Here is a 15,731-nt window from a genome sequence, read left to right on the forward strand (position 1 = left end):
ATGCAGGCCTCACGCTGGCGACTCGACGGAAGAACCGCACTGGTCACCGGCGCGAGCCGCGGCATCGGCCTCGCCACCGTGCGTGAACTGGCCACGCTCGGTGCCGACGTGCTGCTGGTTTCCCGCGATGAAGCCCATCTCGAACAGACCATGGCCGAACTCGCCGACGAATTTCCGGCACGTTCGCTGCTCAGTTTCGCTGCCGACATCGGCGATCCCGAACAACGTCTCGAAGTGTTCGACTGGATCGCCGACCTCGAGGCGAGTCCGTCCCTGCTCATCAACAACGTCGGCGAGAACGTGTCGAAGCCCGCGCTCGATTATGCGGTCGAGGAAGTCCGCGCCCTGCTCGACACGAACCTGATCGCCGCGTTCGAGATGTGCCGTCTCGCCCATGCGCACCTCGCCGAACACGGCAACGCGGCAATCGTCAACGTTGGTTCGGTATCGGGCCTCGTCCACGTGCGCACCGGCGCGCCGTACGGCATGAGCAAGGCTGCCTTGCACCAGCTCTCGCGCAACCTCGCCTGTGAATGGGCCGGTGACGGCATCCGTGTCAACTCGGTCGCGCCGTGGTACATCCGCACGCGCCGCACCGAGGAACCGCTTGCCGACACCGACTATTTCGACGAAGTACTCGGGCGCACGCCGATGGGCCGCATCGGCGAGCCGGAGGAGGTCGCCGCGGCAATCGCCTTCCTCTGCCTGCCTGCCGCTGCCTACATCACCGGCGAATGCATCGCCGTCGACGGCGGTTTCCTGCACAACGGTTTCTGAGCAACGGCATCGATGTCCGGAAACGGCGAGTCGACCCCGGCGGCGCCTGCTAGATTGCGTCCATGGAACCCGCCACCGCCCCGCCATTCAGCGCCGCCATCTGCCAACAGGCACGGCTGACCCGCGACGCGCGCTTCGACGGATTGTTCTTCACTGCGGTCAGGACGACCGGCATCTATTGCCGTCCGGTCTGCCCGGCGCCGACCCCGCATGAACGCAACATCGTCTATTTCTCAAGCGCCGCCGCGGCCAGCGCCGCGGGTTTCCGTCCCTGCCTGCGCTGCCGCCCAGAAGCGGCGCCGGGCTCACCCCTGCATCGTGCGCGCAGCGAGCTGGTGCGCGCGGCCTTGCGTCTGATCGAAGACGGCGCACTCGACGACGCGCCTCTGGCCACGCTGGCCGCACGCATCGGCGTGGGCGAACGCCATCTGCGTCGTCTGTTTGCCGAAGAACTCGGCGCGAGCCCGCTCGATGTCGCCGCCACGCGCCGGCTGCTTTTCGCCAAACAGTTGCTCATCGAGACGGCGATGCCGGTCACCACGATCGCCGGCGCCGCGGGCTACGCGAGCGTGCGTCGATTCAATGCTGCCTTCGTCGCCGCCTACGGCAGGCCACCGCGCGATTTCCGGCGCACGCGCCAACCTGCTCGCACGACTGCCGCGGCAATCGAACTGACGTTGCCTTATCGGCCCCCCTACGATTTCCGGGCCCTGCTTGCGTTCTACGCACGCCGCGCGATTCCCGGGGTCGAGATCGTTGATGCGAGCACCTACCGACGCAGCGTCATCGTCGACGGCCGCAGCGCGATGATCGAAGTGGACGCATCACCGCATCGCGATGCCCTGCGCCTGCGCGTACACGGCGCAGCCGCACCGGCACTCGGCGCGCTGGTCGCGCGCGTGCGCCGCATGTTCGACGTCGACGCCGATCCGCGCGCGATCGCTGCCAAGTTGCGTGGTGATGCCTGGCTGCGTCCACTCGTGAAACGCTGGCCAGGCCAGCGTCTGCCTGGCGCCTGGGACGGCTTCGAGCTTGCCGTGCGTGCGGTGCTCGGGCAGCAAGTCAGCGTCGGCGCCGCACGCACACTGGCCGCACGACTGGTCCAACGCCATGGAACGGCGCATCCCGAATCCGCCGCGTTCGGCCTCGGCGCACTGTTCCCGTCGCCATCGACACTCGCCGAGGCCGACATCGAAGCGATCGGCCTGCCGCGCGCACGTGCCACCGCAATCCGCGCGATCGCCCAGGCCACACTCGATGGCCGCATCGGCTTCGGTGCCGAGCAGACCCTGACCGACTTCGTTGCGCGGCTGGCCGCCCTGCCCGGCATCGGCGCCTGGACCGCGCACTACATCGCCATGCGTGCGCTGTCACAGCCCGATGCATTCCCGGCCGGCGACCTCGTGCTGCGCAAGCTGGCCGGCGACGGCAAGCCCGTGTCGGAACGCGCCATGGAAACCCGCGCCGAGGCCTGGCGGCCCTGGCGTGCCTATGCGGTCATGCTGCTCTGGCGCAGCGCTGCCTGATCTCCAGGAATCCACCCATGTATTACGACCACATCGACAGCCCGATCGGCCGCATCCTGCTCGCCGGCGATGGGCGTGCCCTGACCTTCATCGGCCTGCCGGAATCACGCCGTCCATTCATGATTCCCGCGGACTGGCAGCGCGACACGCGACGCTTCGATGAAGCACGCCGCCAGTTCGATGCCTGGTTCGCCGGCCGTTTGCAGGCCTTCGATCTGCCCCTTGCCGCGCGCGGCACGCCGTTCCAGTTGCGCGTATGGGAGGCGCTGACGACGATCCCCTATGGCGAAACGATCAGCTACGCCGAACTCGCACGGCGCATAGGCCAACCCACCGCCTCACGTGCAGTCGGCCTCGCCAATGGCACCAACCCGCTGCCGATCATCGTGCCCTGCCATCGCGTGATCGGCGCAAGTGGCTCGCTGACCGGCTACGGCGGCGGTCTCGAGGCGAAGCGTTTCCTGCTCGATCACGAACGTCGGCATGCGGCCGTGTCGCAGCCTTCCCTCTTTCCGTCGTAAACGAGGCGCCCGTGGGAAACGGCTTTGGCCGTGATGCTCATTCCTTGAGGCGTGGTACAGACAGAGCATCACGGCCAAAGCCGTTTCGCTCGACAGATACGTCTACCGGCACGCCGCCGCACGCTCGCGCAGAGCGGCGATCTCCGCGCGGACCTGCGCCGAGGTGTCGCTGAACGCGCGGCGCAGGCGGTATTCGGCGGCATCGATCTCGCCTTCGAGGAAACGACAGGCTGCACCAGCATCGACCGGCTCGCAGGCATCCTCGACCCAGACATAGGCAGCCCCGATCTGCGCATCGGCTGATCGATCGATGCCCGGCTGGCGCAGGCCCGGCGCCGACACACCGGCACCACCAGGGCCATAGGCATCCGCGAGGCTGCGCCCCGGCACGCCGAGCATCGCAAGCGGCACCGCACGCCGTTCACCGATGCCGGTGTCGCTGAGATAACGCGAACCATCCCCGCGTCGGCACAGCCACGATGAGGGCATCGTCGGTGCCAATGCCGCGGCGCCCGGCATCGCTGCAACAGGCTGCCCCACATCCTCGGCTTCGTTGCGCTGCGGCGTGGTGGACGTCGATGCCTGCGGCGGATCGTCGACGAGCTGGATCCTGTGCACGGCCTCGCCTGCCGCGCACGGCCGATCCTGGTAGCGCACCTCGCCATCCGCGGTCGTGCAGCGGACGATCTCGACGGCAGCCACCGACGACGCCAGCCCACCGATGCCCACGAGAATGAGGAGTCGTTTCACAGGCGCCATGTTACGCGCTGCGCGCGCAAGATAAAGCGCATGCCGGTGCCCTTCCCGCAGGCCCGTCGGTGACCCCGGTCCCGGCAAGGGCGGCAACGCGGTCACCGTGGCACTCATGACCGGCGTCGCGCACCCTCGGGCAAGGCTGCGATGCGCGCGTACTCGCCATGCGTGAAGCGCGCGCGGTCGGCGAGATGATCTTCGATCATCGGCGTGGCGTCGTCGCCCCAGAACAGCAGGCCGTCGAGTGCGAGCGTCGGCACGCCGAATACGCCGGCGGCGATCGCCGCCTCGGTGTTCGTGCGCAGTTCCTCCTTGACTGAGGCGGCATTGATCACTGCCTCGACATCGCCCACGCCGAGCGCGGCACCGACCTCGCGCAGGGCATCGGCGCTGTCACCGGCGCGACCATGCGCCCAGACGTGCATGAAGATCGCCTCGATCGCCGGCCACGACGAACCGCAGGCGACGGCGAGGCGCAGGGCGGCGAGCGGATTGAACGGATGAGTCGGCGGAAAACGCAGGGCAACACCTTCGCGTTCGGCGCGCCACTGCACCGTGCGATAGGTGAATTCGCGCTTGACCGGAATCTCGGCCGGCCCGAGCTGCCCATGATGGGCGAGCACGGCGCCGAACACGATCGGCCGCGGCACGATCGCCACACGCTGGCGCAGGGCGAGCAGCTTGGGCCACTGCAGGTAGGCGAACGGCGAGATGAAGTCGAAATACCAGGTGGCGCTCATCAGTGCAGGGTCTTGTAGGTTTCCGGGTCGAAGGCATCGACCTGGATGACTTCGTCGCGGGCGTCGCGGGCTTCGTTGAGGCGGTCGTATTCGTCCTGCGTGATGACGCCGGCGTCAAGGCCGAGTTCGTCGAGCATGTGACCTGGCGCGCGGTCGATCGTGCCGGCGCGCACGGCGTCGCGCAGCTTGGTTTCGATCGGCAGCGCGCCGACGGCCATGTCGAGGGCGGCTTCGAGCGTGCCGAGGCCCGGTTCGTCGGGCGGCGGCACGAACACGTCGCAGGTCAGCGTGCGCCGCGCCTCGCGGTCCTCGAGGATGTCGCGCGCGACGCGCCGGCCGATCTCGTCCGATGGCGGGCGGAAGCGCGCGCCGAGCGGGAAGATCAGCACGCGCAGCAGCCATGCGGCCGGGCGCATCGGCAGGTTTTCGAGCACGCCGAGCATGGCCTCTTGCACGCGATGCAGGCAGGTTTCGACCGACCAGCGCGCGAGGGCGAGGTTGGCCGTGGTCTTGGCCTCGTCGTGGTAGCGCTTGAGCGCGGCCGAGGCGAGATAGAGATAGGCCAGTGCATCGGCGAGGCGGCCCGAGATTTTTTCGCGCCGCTTCAGCGAACCGCCGAGCGTGCCCATCGCGGTGTCGGAAAGGATCGTGAACGCCGCCGACAGGCGCGACAAGTGCTGGTACCAGCGCGCGGTGTCGAGCGCCGGCGGCGGCGCGGCGATACGCGAGCCGGTCAGGGCCAGCAGCAGCGCGCGCACCGAGCGCGTGACGACGAGGTTGATGTGGCCAAAAAGCGCGCGGTCGAAGGCGGCGAGGTCGTTCGCGGCGACCGCGTTGATCTCCTTCTCGACGAAGGGATGGCAGCGGATCGCACCCTGGCCGTAGATGATCATCGAGCGCGTGAGGATGTTGGCGCCCTCGACCGTGATGCCGATCGGCACCGCCGCCCATGCGCGCGACAGCGTGTTGCGCGGGCCGCGCTGGATCGCGCTGCCGGCGCGGATGTCCATGGCATCACTGACCACGGTGCGCATGCCTTCGGTGAGATAAGCCTTGGCGATCGAGCCGAGCACGGCCGGTTTCTCGCCGGCGTCGAGCGCGCCGCAGGTCAGCGTGCGCGTCGCCGTCATCAGGTAGGTCAGGCCGGCGATGCGCGCGAGCGGTTCCTCGATGCCCTCGAAGCGGCCGATCGGCGTATCGAACTGTTCGCGCACGGTCGCGTAGGCGCCGCAGATGCGCGTGGCCATCTGCGCGGCGCCGACACTGAGCGCCGGCAGCGAGATCGAACGACCCGCGGCCAGGCATTCCATCAACATGCGCCAACCATTGCCCACACCGGCGTGTTCGCCGATCACCGCGTCGAACGGCACCCACACGTCGTTGCCGACGATCGGCCCGTTGTGGAATGGCACGCCCATCGGATCGTGGCGCAAACCGATCTCCACACCCGGCGTGTCGCGCGGGATCAGCGCACAGGTGATGCCGCGATCCTCGACCTCGCCGATCAGGCGCTGCGGATCCTTGAGGCGGAAGGCGAGGCCGATCAGGGTCGCCACCGGGGCCAGCGTGATGTAGCGCTTCTTCCAGTTGAAACGCACGCCGAGCACTTCGACGCCATCGATCGTGCGTTTCTCGACGATACCCTCGGACTGCGTGGCCGCGGCATCCGAACCGGCCTCGGGGCCGGTCAATGCGAAGCACGGAATCTCGATACCCTCGGCCAGGCGGTGCAGATACTTCCGTTTCTGCGCATCGGTTCCGTAGTGCATGAGCAACTCGCCAGGACCGAGGGAGTTCGGCACCATCACCGTCACCGCCGCGGTCACCGAGCGGCTGGAAATGCGCGTGACGATGCGCGACTGCGCGATCGCCGAAAAACCGTGGCCGCCGTATTCCTTCGGGATGATCAGTCCGAACAGGCGGTACTCGCGGATCAGCGCCCAGATGTCCGGCGGCAGGTCGCGCTGCTGGTGGATGTCCCAGTCGTCGAGACGCGCGCAGAAGTCGTTGACCGGCCCGTCGAGGAAGGCGCGTTCCTCGTCGCTGAGCGCTTGCGGAGTGAAGTCGAGCAGCTTGCGCCAGTCCGGCATGCCGGAGAAGAGTTCGGCATCCCACCACACCGTGCCGGCTTCGAGCGCAATGCGCTCGGTCTCACCGAGACGCGGCAGCACCCGTGCAAAACGCGGCATCGCGAAGCGCGTGACGAGCTGGCGCCGGAGCGGCGGCAGGCCGAACAGCACGGCGATCACGACGAGCGTGATGACGACGCTCTGGAACACGAGCGGCGATTCGATGCCGCTCACGCGCCAGCCGACCAGCACGATGCCGGCACCAACCAGCCAGGCAAGAAAACCTAGGCCGCGAAAGGCCAGCACGAGGAATGCGAGCACGGCGAGAACGATGGCGATCCACATGGCGATTCCTCCGTCGACCGCCGGATTATGCCCCGCCGTGGTGGCGCCGGGAGCGTGCGTGCAGATCTTCGCCGGCCCGATGGCCGGTGAACGGGCTCCGGGACAAGCGCACGCCGCAGGAGGCCCTTCAGTAGGGGCATTGCATTGCGTGCGCCACGTCACGTTGCGCTTGCCGATTGCATCGCTGCACCGCTGCGCAACCGCCGCGCTACCATACCGACCATGCCTGTCGTAGATCAGCGCGATCCGGGACCCGAGGCGGCCTCGGGCATCGAACGCCTCATGCCCGAGGTGTACGAACGCCTGCGCCGCATGGCGCATCGCCAGCTTTCCGGGGAAGGCGCGCACACGCTCAACACGACTGCGCTCGTCCACGAAGCCTGGATCAATCTCGCCCAGGGCGCCGACCCTGTCTGGAAAGACCGCGCGCATTTCCTCGGCTACGCGGCGATCGCGATGCGCCACATCCTGGTCGACCACGCCCGCAGGCGCGGCGCGGCCAAGCGCGGCGGCAGCAAGCTGCCGCTCGATCGCGAAGCCGAGTCGATTCCGGCCGAAACCATCGCCGGCGAGATGCTCGCACTCGATGCCGCCTTGAGCCAGCTCGCCGAAGTCGATGCGCGCCTCGTGCGCGTGGTCGAGCTGCGCTTCTTCGCCGGCCTGTCGGTCGAGGAGACCGGCGCCGTGCTCGGCATCACCGCGCGCAGCGTGGTGCGCGACTGGCAGAAGGCGCGCCTGTTCCTGCACACGGCGATCGAGACGGCAGCATGAATCCCGCGGCGGCGCGCTGGGCGGAACTGGCCCCGCTGCTCGACCGCGTGCTCGACGCCGGGCCGGATGAACGCGAGGCCGTCATCGCCACGCTCGCCATCGACGACGAACTGCGCACGGCCCTGCTCGACCTGCTCGCGCACGAATCCGCGGCCGGCATCCTCGACGATGAAGACGGCCGCGTCACCCGCGCCCTGCTCGAGGACGCGCCGCCGGTGGCGTGGCCACAGATCGTCGGCCCTTATCGCATCGTGCGCCTGCTCGGCGAGGGTGGCAGCGGCAGCGTGTTCCTTGCAGAGCGCGAGGTCGATGGCTACGTGCAGCGCGTCGCCCTCAAGCTGCTGCGCAGCGGCGTGCGCGATCCGGCCGAGCGGGAACGCTTCCGCCGCGAGCGGCGCATCCTCGCGCGCCTAGAACACGCGCACATCGCGCGCCTGATCGACGGCGGTTTCGATGACGACGGCGTGCCGTGGTTCGCCCTCGAGTACGTCGACGGGGAACCGTTGACGGCGTGGTGCGACGCGCGCCGGCTCGACGTCGACGCGCGCCTCGCCCTGTTCGACGACATCTGCGCGGCGGTCGCGCATGCGCATCGCGCCCTGGTCGTGCACCGCGACCTCAAGCCGGCCAACATCCTGGTCGATGACGGCGGCCGCGTACGCCTGCTCGATTTCGGCATCGCCCACCTGCTCGACCCGAGCACGCGCACGGAGGCGACACGCACCGGCCTGCGCCGGCTGACGCCGGCCTATGCGGCGCCCGAACAGTTCGACGGCGGCGCGATCACCACGGCGACCGACGTCTACGCGCTCGGCGTGCTGCTGCACGAGCTGCTGACCGGCCTGCGTCCGCAGCGCTACGGCGATGGCGACATCCGCCTGCCGTCGGCGCTGTTCGCCGCCGATACGCATGCGCAGGCTTTCGCCACCGCGCGCTCGTCGAACGCACGCGCGCTTGTGCGACGCCTGCGTGGCGATCTCGACACCGTGCTTGCGGTCGCGCTCGCACGCGACCCGTCAAGACGCTACGCCGGCGTCGAGGCCTTCGCGGAGGATCTTCGCCGACACCGCACGCAACGTCCCGTGCTCGCGCGGCGACCATCGCCGGGCTATCGCTTCGCGCGTTTCCTGCGCCGACATCGTGCCGCAAGCGCGCTCGCCGTGCTGCTGGTGCTGAGCCTCGCCGCCGGCATCGTCGCCACCGTCAATGAATCACGCAACGCGCGCGAAGCCGCCACGCAGGCGCTACGTGAAGCCGCGCGCGCCGATGCGGCAAAGCATTTCGTGCTGGCCCTGTTCTCCGGCGTCACGCCCGACGAAAGCCGCGGCCGCGAGGTCGGTGCGCGCGAACTGCTCGAACGCGGCGAGGCACGCCTGGCCGAAACGCTCGCGCAGCAGCCGCAACTGGAAGCCGAGTTGAGCACGGTGCTGGCCGGTGCCTGGCGCCAGCTCGGTGCGCTCGATCGCGCCGCCGCGCTGGCCACGCGCGCGCACGCCGTTGCCAGCGATCCGGCCGCGCGCCATGCGGCGGCGTTCGAGCAGGCCAACGTGCTCGCCGCGCAAGGCCATTTCGACGAAGCCGAAAGTGCGCTGCGTTCGGCCCTGGCCGAAGCGCCGGACGCGCGCGCGAAGGCCGGCGCACGCGTGCGTCTTGCCGAACTGCTGGCCGAGCGCGGCCATCCCGACGCTGCGCTGGCCCTGCTCGCCGAGGCCCTGGCCGCCGACCGCGACGATGCCGACCTGCTGCTGCGCGACACCGCCGCGCTCGGCCGCGTGCGTTTCCGTGCCGGCGATCTCGATCGCGCCGAGGAGGCCCTGCGCGATGCGCTCGTACGGGCGCGCGACGTGCATGGTGATGTGCATACGCTGACCGCCGGCCTCGAACACGATCTCGCGGTCGTCCTGATCCAGCGCGGCAATGCGAAGGAAGCCGCCGACTTGCTCGACGGGGCGCTGCGCACGCGCACGCTCCTGCTCGGCGCACGCCATCCCGATGTCGCGCAAAGCCGCTTCGACCTCGCCGTGGCAAGGCAACGCCTCGGCGACACCGCCTCCGCGCGCACGCTCTACGAGGAAGCGCTCGTCACCCAACGCGCCGCACTCGGCGAACACCATCCCGATGTCGCCAGCAGCCTCAACTCGCTGGCCATGCTCGACTACGCGCAGGGCCGCCACGATGCCGCCATCACGCGCCTGGGCGAGGCGCTCGCGGTCGCACGCACGGCTTGGGGCGAGGCGCATCCGACGGTTGCGACGATGCTCGGCAACCTCGCCGGCATCGAGCGCAGCATCGGCCGCATCGACGAGGCCGCACGCGACCAGCAGGCCGCACTCGCCGCCGCCGAAGCCGCGCTCGGTGCGGACCACTACCTCGCCGGTGTCGCCCGTTTCGGCCTGGCCGGCGTGCTCGTCGAACAGCGCCGCGATGCCGATGCGCTGCTCGAACAACGCCGCGCGAAGGATGTGCTCGAGGCCGCGTTCGGACCCGAACATGCCGATGCACGCCTCGCGCGTGCCGCGCTGGCCGAGCACCTGCTGCGCGCCGGCAAGCCCGGCGAAGCGCGCGGCACGCTCGGCGAAGTCGTCTTTCCTGAAGATCCGGCCACGCTCGACCCGCGCACCGCGCGCGTGCACCTCGTCGCGCAACGCATCGCCGCCGCCGACGGCGACTGCCTCCGAGTTGTCGAACACCTGCCCGTCGTGATCGCCGCCCTCGCCCGCGGCGGCAGCGCGCTGCGCCCCGAGCAGGCCAGCGCCGAACTACTGCTCGCGAGCTGCCTGCATGCGGGCAGCCAACCGTCGGGGGACGCCATCGCCCGTGCCGATGCACTGATCGCCACATTGCCGTATGTGCCGCGCAGGTTGCGCGAGGACCGCGCAGCGATGGACAGTGATCGCGACTGAAACCGCTCCCACGAGGCGATCAACCGTGGCGTCGTTTCACCTCGGCCACGGAATCCTCGACGAGTTCGCGCAGCACCTTCACATCGACATCGGCGAGGCTGCGCAGGTAGAGGCAGGACTTGCCGATCCTGTAGCGGCCGAGCTTGGCCAGCAGGGATTCCTGTTTCGGCCCCGCAGCGACCAGGTACACGCTGATGTCGCCCTTGCGTGAGTAAAAGCCGGTCACGCACCAGTCGCCTTCGCGACCGCTGTCGTAGCGGTAGTGGTAACTGTCGAAGCCGACGATGCTGCTGCCCCACATCACCGGCGGCTTCTTCGTCACCGCGCGCATGAGCTTGACGATGGCATCGCAGTCGGCGCGGCGCTTGGGGTCTTCAATCGCAGCGAGATAGGCCTCGACGCCGGCATCGGTGGCGACGATCGTGTTGGCAATCATGGATTCCCTCGCGCAGGCTGGCACACGGCCGCGACGCTATGCCGACACGTCCGGCCCGGCGGGCTTCCAGGCCGAGCGCGCACGGCTGGCCTTGTCGAACAGGGCCTCAAGTGCCTCGCCATCGCTGCCGGCGATCGAAGCGCGCAGGCCCGCCACCAGCGCGATGTAGTCATCGAGTTCGGCCAACAGGGCCTCTCGATTGGCCAGGGCGACGTCACGCCACATCTCCGGGCTGCTTGCCGCAATCCGTGTGAAATCGCGGAAGCCGGCACCGGCCAGGCCAAGTTTGAGTGCAGCATCCGCACTGTCGACAATCTGTGCGACCAGCGCATACGAGAGCATGTGCGGCAGATGACTGACCGCAGCCAGTACACGATCATGCTGCGCAACCGGCATCGTCGTCACGCGCGCTCCGCAGTCCGCCCACAGCGCCTGCACGCGCGCGATTGCCTGTGGTGCGTTCTCGGCCAGCGGCGTCAGAATCACGGCGCGCCCGTCGTAGAGCGTCGCCAGTGCCGCATCGGGTCCATGCACCTCGCGCCCCGCGATCGGGTGCCCCGGCACGAACCGCTCGATGCGCGGTCCGAGCTTGGCGCGCGCCGCAGCAACGACATCGCCCTTGGTACTGCCGGCATCGGTGATCAGCGCATCGTCGCGCAAGCCATCGACGATCCCCCCCAGCAAGCTCGGGACCTGCGCGACCGGCACGGCCAGGAACACGAGATCGGCATCGCGCACCGCTTCGGCCGCATCGGCAGCAATCGTGTCGATGACGCCAAGCTCGAGCGCGCGGCGCGCGGCATCGAGATCGCGATCGAAACCGACCATCCGCGTCGCCGGATGCCGACGCCGCAGCGCCAGCGCGAACGAACCACCGATCAGGCCGGTGCCGAAAAGGGCGATGGTGTGGAACATGCGATTGTCGTGTGTCGTGGTCGTTCGGGTTTCGGACCGGGAAGGTCGACAAGCTCACCGTGTTCGGCGCTCTGGATGGCGTGCTGAAACAACCGGTGACGATGAAGTGAGGGGCCGGCGCGACGGAGGGAACCGTCGTGCCGGCCATGCGTCGGAACGAAACTTCGCCGCGCGTACCGTGGACAAGGGTCGCCGCTGGGTCGAGTATCTCGAGTCAGGGTAACGCACGCAGATTCAGCCCTGCATCACCCCGCTCGATCTCCTCCGACCCGGAGGCCGACTGGCATACCATGCACCTCAATCCTGCGGCACAACCCCGAGATATCCCGCCGCCGCCGCAAGCGTTGCCCAGATCGATTCCCCACGGGAGAACGACTGCGCGAACAGCGCCTCGGCACGAGCACGGTCGCCGGCCAGCATCATGTAGGCGCCGATCTCGGCGATGTCGTTCTGGTCTTTCGGGTTCTCGGCAGCAAATCGATCGAACAGCGGCTTGGCGCTCTGCCAGTCTCCGGCCTCGCGGTATGCGCGTGCAATGCGCAGGATGTCGCTGGCGTCGGGTTTGACGAGCACGGCGTCGAAGATCGCCTTCGCCTCCTCCTTCATTCCGGCGAGCAGGTACACGCGCCCGACGCCGATGCGTTCCCAACTGCCCTTGCCGGCCTGCGCGAGCGCTTCGGTCAGCAGGGCCTTGCCGGCCGCCGTCTTCTCCATGCCGGTGTACGTGTTCGCATCGAGCGTCTTCTTCGCGGCCATGCCGGTACCGACACCAAACACGAATACGAGGACACCGGTTGCAACGAGCCAGGACTTCTTCATGCAATCCTCCTTTGAGGCAGTTCTTGTTGGTAGCTATCGAGTTCTTTCAGAACGTACTTGCGGCATCAGCTTCCTGCCCCTGCGAAGCGGGGAACCGAAAGCCTTCTCTGTTCCATTCCGCATGCAACCTTTCAGGCGAGATCCTTGATGAGCACGCGCGCGGCATTATGCCCCGGCGCGCCGGTGACGCCGCCACCGGGATGCGTGCCTGCACCGCAGAGGTAGAGGCCCGGCAACGCACCGCGATAGCCGGCCTGGCCGAGCATCGGGCGGGCACTGAACAACTGGTTGAGGCTGAGCGCGCCATGGAAGATGTCGCCGCCGATCAGGCCGAAGTCGCGCTCGAGGTCGAGCGGACTCTTGATCTGGCGACCAACGACGCTGGCGGCAAAGCCCGGTGCGTAGCGGTCGACCGTGGCGATCATCAGGTCGGCGACTTCCTCGCGATGCTCATCCCATGAACGCCCGCCCGACAGCACCGGCGCGACGTGCTGGCAGAACAGGCTGGCGACATGTTTTCCGGGTGGCGCGAGCGAATCGTCGAGCGTGGACGGGATCAGCATTTCGACGATCGGCTCACGTGACCAACCGCTTGCGACAGCGTCACGCCAGGCCCTGTCCATGTAGTCGAGGCTCGGCGCGAGAATGATGCCGGCGGTCAGGTGGTCACCCTCGCCCGGCAATGCGGTGAAGTCCGGCAGGCGATCCAGTGCGACGTTCATGCGGAACGTGCCGGAGCCGCAGCGCCAGTTCGCCATGCGCTCGCGCGTCGGCGCCGGCACGACATCGCATGCGAGCAGGCGTTCGTAGAGCAGCTTCGGATTGACGTTGGCTACGACCGCGCGCGCGCGCAGCACGTCGCTCTGCGTGGTGACGACACCGACCGCGCGACCGCCCTCGACGACTACTTCGCGCACACCGCAATCGGTGCGTATTTCCGCGCCGGCCGCAAGCGCGGCCCTGGCCATCGCCTGCGTGATCGCGCCCATGCCGCCGATCGCATGGCCCCAGGCGCCCTTGATGCCATTGACCTCGCCGAACACGTGATGCAGCAACACGTAGGCGCTGCCCGGCGTGTACGGGCTGGCGAAATTGCCGACCACGCCGTCGAAGCCAAGCACGGCGCGGATCGGTTCGCTCTCGAACCAGCGGTCGAGGTATTCCGCCGCCGAGATGGTGAACAGGTCCAGCAGTTCCTGGCGTAGCGAGGCATCGAGCCCATGCAGGCGCTTGCCCAGTTTGCCGGCGCGCACGAGCTCGGGCAACGCCTTCCACCATCCGCCATCGGTGACGTTCGGCGGCGGCTCGAGCGCAAGCGCGCGCAATACATCGGCAATCGCATCGAGGCGCCGTTCGTACTCCGGCAGGCGCTCGGCATCGCGCCGGGAGAACTTCGCCACTTCGTCCCGGGTCTGCCCGCCACCAGTCAGCAGATACGACCCATCCGGTCGCGGCAGGAAGTTGTTGCGCCGACGCTCGACGATGCGCAGGCCATGCGCGTGCAGGTCGAGGTCACGGATCACCTTCGGCTGCAGCAGCGACACCGTGTACGCCGCAACCGAATTGCGGAACCCCGGATGGAACTCCTCGGTCACCGCCGCCCCGCCGACCACACCGCGGCGTTCGAGCACGCAGACCCTCAACCCCGCCTTGGCGAGATACGCCGCACAGACGAGGCCGTTGTGGCCGGCGCCGATGATGAGGGCGTCGAAGGACCTGGTGTCGTGGGTCATCGACGGATTATCCGCGCGATGGGCGACGTACGCCAAACCATGTCCCGATCACCCCCGCCACGCACGCCAGCACCACGTAGTACACCGCCGCATTCGGCTCATGCCGGATCCAGGTGGCGACGGCGAGTGGGGTAAGGCCGCCGGAGATCGCGTAGGCGATGTTGTAGGCGAATGAGATGCCGGAGAAGCGGATCGGTGGTGGGAAAGCATGGATCATGGCGGTCGGGACGACGCCGACCACGCCGACAGCGAAGCCGGCGATTGCATAGAACGTGGCGAAGCGTTCCGGCGCGGCGCGCGTGCCCATGTACAGCAGAGCCGTGGTCGCGGCGACTGCGAAGGCGCCGATGAGCAGCATGCGGCGATAGCCCCAGCGGTCGGCGCCGAGGCCGTAGGCAATGCAGCCGATGACCAACATGAAGGTCGCCAGGCTGTTCGCGCGCGCGGCATCGACCGGGACGATGGCAAAGAGGTTCTGCACCAAGGTCGGGGTCATCAGGATCACCACGACGATGCCGGCGGTGAGCATCCAGGTCAGCAGCATCGAGGTGGCGACTTCGCGCCCCGAGCCAGCCAGCACGCGACGCAACGGAAGACCTTCGACCAGCGCACGGCGCCGGCGCATTTCCTCGAACACCGGCGTCTCGGCGAGATAGCGGCGCAGCCATACGGCGAGCAGGCCCGACACGCCGCCAAGCACGAACGGGATGCGCCAGGCCCAGGCCAGCACCTCATCCTTCGTCCACGTCGCGTTGACGCCGCTGGCGACGAGCGAGCCGAGCAGGATGCCGAAGGTGAGACCCGCGGTCAGGGTGCCGCAGGCGAAACCGACGCGCGACGGCGGCACGTGTTCGGACACGAACACCCATGCTCCCGGCACCTCGCCGCCGACTGCCGCGCCTTGCAACATGCGCAGCCCGAGCAGCAACAACGGTGCGGCAAGACCGATGTCGGCATAGGTCGGCAGGAGGCCCATGAGCAAGGTCGGCACGGCCATCAGCAGCACGCTCAGCATGAACATGCGCTTGCGCCCGCCGCGGTCGCCGAAGTGGGCCATGATGATGCCGCCAAGCGGACGCGCGAGATATCCGGCGGCGAAGATGCCGAACGCCTGCAGCTGACGCAGCCATTCGGGCAGGTCGGGCGGAAAGAATACCTGAGCGATCACCGCCGCGAAGAACACGAAGATAATGAAGTCGTAGAACTCGAGCGCGCCGCCGAGTGCGGCGAGCACGAGGGTACGCACGTCGCCGCGGCGAAGGGCGTGGTCGGCGGGCGGCGTCATCGGTCATTCTCGGCGGGAAGGGCCGGCGCTGTATAGCATTGGTGCAGGGTGTGCGCACGGGGTTGTGCATCGGGTGAGTGGAGCCTGGCCTTGTGGGAAACGCCTTCAGGGGTGATGCTTTCGCTTTTGCGGGGTGTG

13 protein-coding genes are annotated in these 15,731 nt (G+C 68.4%); 5 read left to right on the top strand and 8 right to left on the bottom strand.

Annotation, left to right across the window (positions count from 1 at the left end; genetic code table 11):
- The 3 genes from KF907_RS02660 to KF907_RS02670 all read left to right on the top strand — a co-directional run bounded on the left by KF907_RS02660 (nucleotide 1) and on the right by KF907_RS02670 (nucleotide 2,824).
- Nucleotides 1-777: an SDR family oxidoreductase gene (locus tag KF907_RS02660; RefSeq protein ID WP_291220218.1), complete on the top strand. Its 777-nt coding sequence runs from the start codon at nucleotides 1-3 to the stop codon at nucleotides 775-777.
- Between the two features lie 62 nt (nucleotides 778-839).
- Nucleotides 840-2,303, top strand: a complete 1,464-nt coding sequence (locus KF907_RS02665; RefSeq protein ID WP_291217897.1) for an AlkA N-terminal domain-containing protein — start codon at nucleotides 840-842, stop codon at nucleotides 2,301-2,303.
- A gap of 17 nt (nucleotides 2,304-2,320) precedes the next feature.
- Nucleotides 2,321-2,824: a methylated-DNA--[protein]-cysteine S-methyltransferase gene (locus KF907_RS02670; protein ID WP_291217915.1), complete on the top strand. Its 504-nt coding sequence runs from the start codon at nucleotides 2,321-2,323 to the stop codon at nucleotides 2,822-2,824.
- A gap of 102 nt (nucleotides 2,825-2,926) precedes the next feature.
- Here the strand turns inward: KF907_RS02670 and KF907_RS02675 are convergent, their stop codons facing one another.
- The 3 genes from KF907_RS02675 to KF907_RS02685 all read right to left on the bottom strand — a co-directional run bounded on the left by KF907_RS02675 (nucleotide 2,927) and on the right by KF907_RS02685 (nucleotide 6,731).
- Complete coding sequence (locus KF907_RS02675) at nucleotides 2,927-3,583, bottom strand: DUF4124 domain-containing protein (RefSeq protein ID WP_291217917.1); 657 nt, start codon at nucleotides 3,581-3,583, stop codon at nucleotides 2,927-2,929.
- A gap of 104 nt (nucleotides 3,584-3,687) precedes the next feature.
- Nucleotides 3,688-4,317 carry a DsbA family protein gene (locus KF907_RS02680; RefSeq protein WP_472843820.1) on the bottom strand — a complete coding sequence of 210 codons (630 nt, stop codon included), beginning with the start codon at nucleotides 4,315-4,317 and terminating at the stop codon, nucleotides 3,688-3,690.
- On the bottom strand, nucleotides 4,317-6,731 hold the full coding sequence (locus tag KF907_RS02685; RefSeq protein WP_291217919.1) for an acyl-CoA dehydrogenase: 2,415 nt from the start codon (nucleotides 6,729-6,731) through the stop codon (nucleotides 4,317-4,319). Before KF907_RS02685 ends, KF907_RS02680 begins: the two co-directional genes overlap by 1 nt.
- 222 nt (nucleotides 6,732-6,953) lie before the next feature.
- Between KF907_RS02685 and KF907_RS02690 the strand changes: the two genes are divergently transcribed.
- Nucleotides 6,954-7,502 (top strand): ECF-type sigma factor, encoded by a 549-nt coding sequence (locus tag KF907_RS02690; RefSeq protein ID WP_291217921.1) that lies wholly within the window; start codon nucleotides 6,954-6,956, stop codon nucleotides 7,500-7,502.
- A complete protein-coding gene (locus tag KF907_RS02695; protein ID WP_291217922.1) occupies nucleotides 7,499-10,405 on the top strand; it encodes a serine/threonine-protein kinase in 2,907 nt (968 codons plus the stop codon). Before KF907_RS02690 ends, KF907_RS02695 begins: the two co-directional genes overlap by 4 nt.
- A gap of 19 nt (nucleotides 10,406-10,424) precedes the next feature.
- Here KF907_RS02695 and KF907_RS02700 read toward each other — a convergent pair whose 3' ends face one another.
- The 5 genes from KF907_RS02700 to KF907_RS02720 all read right to left on the bottom strand — a co-directional run bounded on the left by KF907_RS02700 (nucleotide 10,425) and on the right by KF907_RS02720 (nucleotide 15,593).
- A complete protein-coding gene (locus KF907_RS02700) occupies nucleotides 10,425-10,841 on the bottom strand; it encodes a DUF1801 domain-containing protein (protein WP_291217924.1) in 417 nt (138 codons plus the stop codon).
- A 36-nt stretch (nucleotides 10,842-10,877) separates the two neighbouring features.
- Nucleotides 10,878-11,756: a prephenate dehydrogenase gene (locus KF907_RS02705; RefSeq protein ID WP_291217926.1), complete on the bottom strand. Its 879-nt coding sequence runs from the start codon at nucleotides 11,754-11,756 to the stop codon at nucleotides 10,878-10,880.
- A gap of 297 nt (nucleotides 11,757-12,053) precedes the next feature.
- Nucleotides 12,054-12,575, bottom strand: a complete 522-nt coding sequence (locus tag KF907_RS02710) for a tetratricopeptide repeat protein (protein ID WP_291217928.1) — start codon at nucleotides 12,573-12,575, stop codon at nucleotides 12,054-12,056.
- 131 nt (nucleotides 12,576-12,706) lie between these two features.
- Nucleotides 12,707-14,308, bottom strand: a complete 1,602-nt coding sequence (locus KF907_RS02715; RefSeq protein WP_291217930.1) for a phytoene desaturase family protein — start codon at nucleotides 14,306-14,308, stop codon at nucleotides 12,707-12,709.
- Nucleotides 14,309-14,315: 7 nt separating this feature from the next.
- Nucleotides 14,316-15,593, bottom strand: coding sequence for an MFS transporter (locus KF907_RS02720; protein WP_291217932.1), 1,278 nt, complete (start codon nucleotides 15,591-15,593; stop codon nucleotides 14,316-14,318).
- Nucleotides 15,594-15,731 lie beyond the last annotated feature (138 nt).

The organism is Dokdonella sp. (genome assembly GCF_019634775.1).
GTDB lineage: Bacteria > Pseudomonadota > Gammaproteobacteria > Xanthomonadales > Rhodanobacteraceae > Dokdonella.

Bases quoted from the DNA above. Each gene is read 5' to 3' on its own strand.
- KF907_RS02660 (WP_291220218.1), top strand. From the start codon at position 1: ATGCAGGCCTCACGCTGGCGACTCGACGGAAGAACCGCACTGGTCACC.
- KF907_RS02665 (WP_291217897.1), top strand. From the start codon at position 840: ATGGAACCCGCCACCGCCCCGCCATTCAGCGCCGCCATCTGCCAACAG.
- KF907_RS02670 (WP_291217915.1), top strand. From the start codon at position 2,321: ATGTATTACGACCACATCGACAGCCCGATCGGCCGCATCCTGCTCGCC.
- KF907_RS02675 (WP_291217917.1), bottom strand. From the start codon at position 3,583: ATGGCGCCTGTGAAACGACTCCTCATTCTCGTGGGCATCGGTGGGCTG.
- KF907_RS02680 (WP_472843820.1), bottom strand. From the start codon at position 4,317: ATGAGCGCCACCTGGTATTTCGACTTCATCTCGCCGTTCGCCTACCTG.
- KF907_RS02685 (WP_291217919.1), bottom strand. From the start codon at position 6,731: ATGTGGATCGCCATCGTTCTCGCCGTGCTCGCATTCCTCGTGCTGGCC.
- KF907_RS02690 (WP_291217921.1), top strand. From the start codon at position 6,954: ATGCCTGTCGTAGATCAGCGCGATCCGGGACCCGAGGCGGCCTCGGGC.
- KF907_RS02695 (WP_291217922.1), top strand. From the start codon at position 7,499: ATGAATCCCGCGGCGGCGCGCTGGGCGGAACTGGCCCCGCTGCTCGAC.
- KF907_RS02700 (WP_291217924.1), bottom strand. From the start codon at position 10,841: ATGATTGCCAACACGATCGTCGCCACCGATGCCGGCGTCGAGGCCTAT.
- KF907_RS02705 (WP_291217926.1), bottom strand. From the start codon at position 11,756: ATGTTCCACACCATCGCCCTTTTCGGCACCGGCCTGATCGGTGGTTCG.
- KF907_RS02710 (WP_291217928.1), bottom strand. From the start codon at position 12,575: ATGAAGAAGTCCTGGCTCGTTGCAACCGGTGTCCTCGTATTCGTGTTT.
- KF907_RS02715 (WP_291217930.1), bottom strand. From the start codon at position 14,308: ATGACCCACGACACCAGGTCCTTCGACGCCCTCATCATCGGCGCCGGC.
- KF907_RS02720 (WP_291217932.1), bottom strand. From the start codon at position 15,593: ATGACGCCGCCCGCCGACCACGCCCTTCGCCGCGGCGACGTGCGTACC.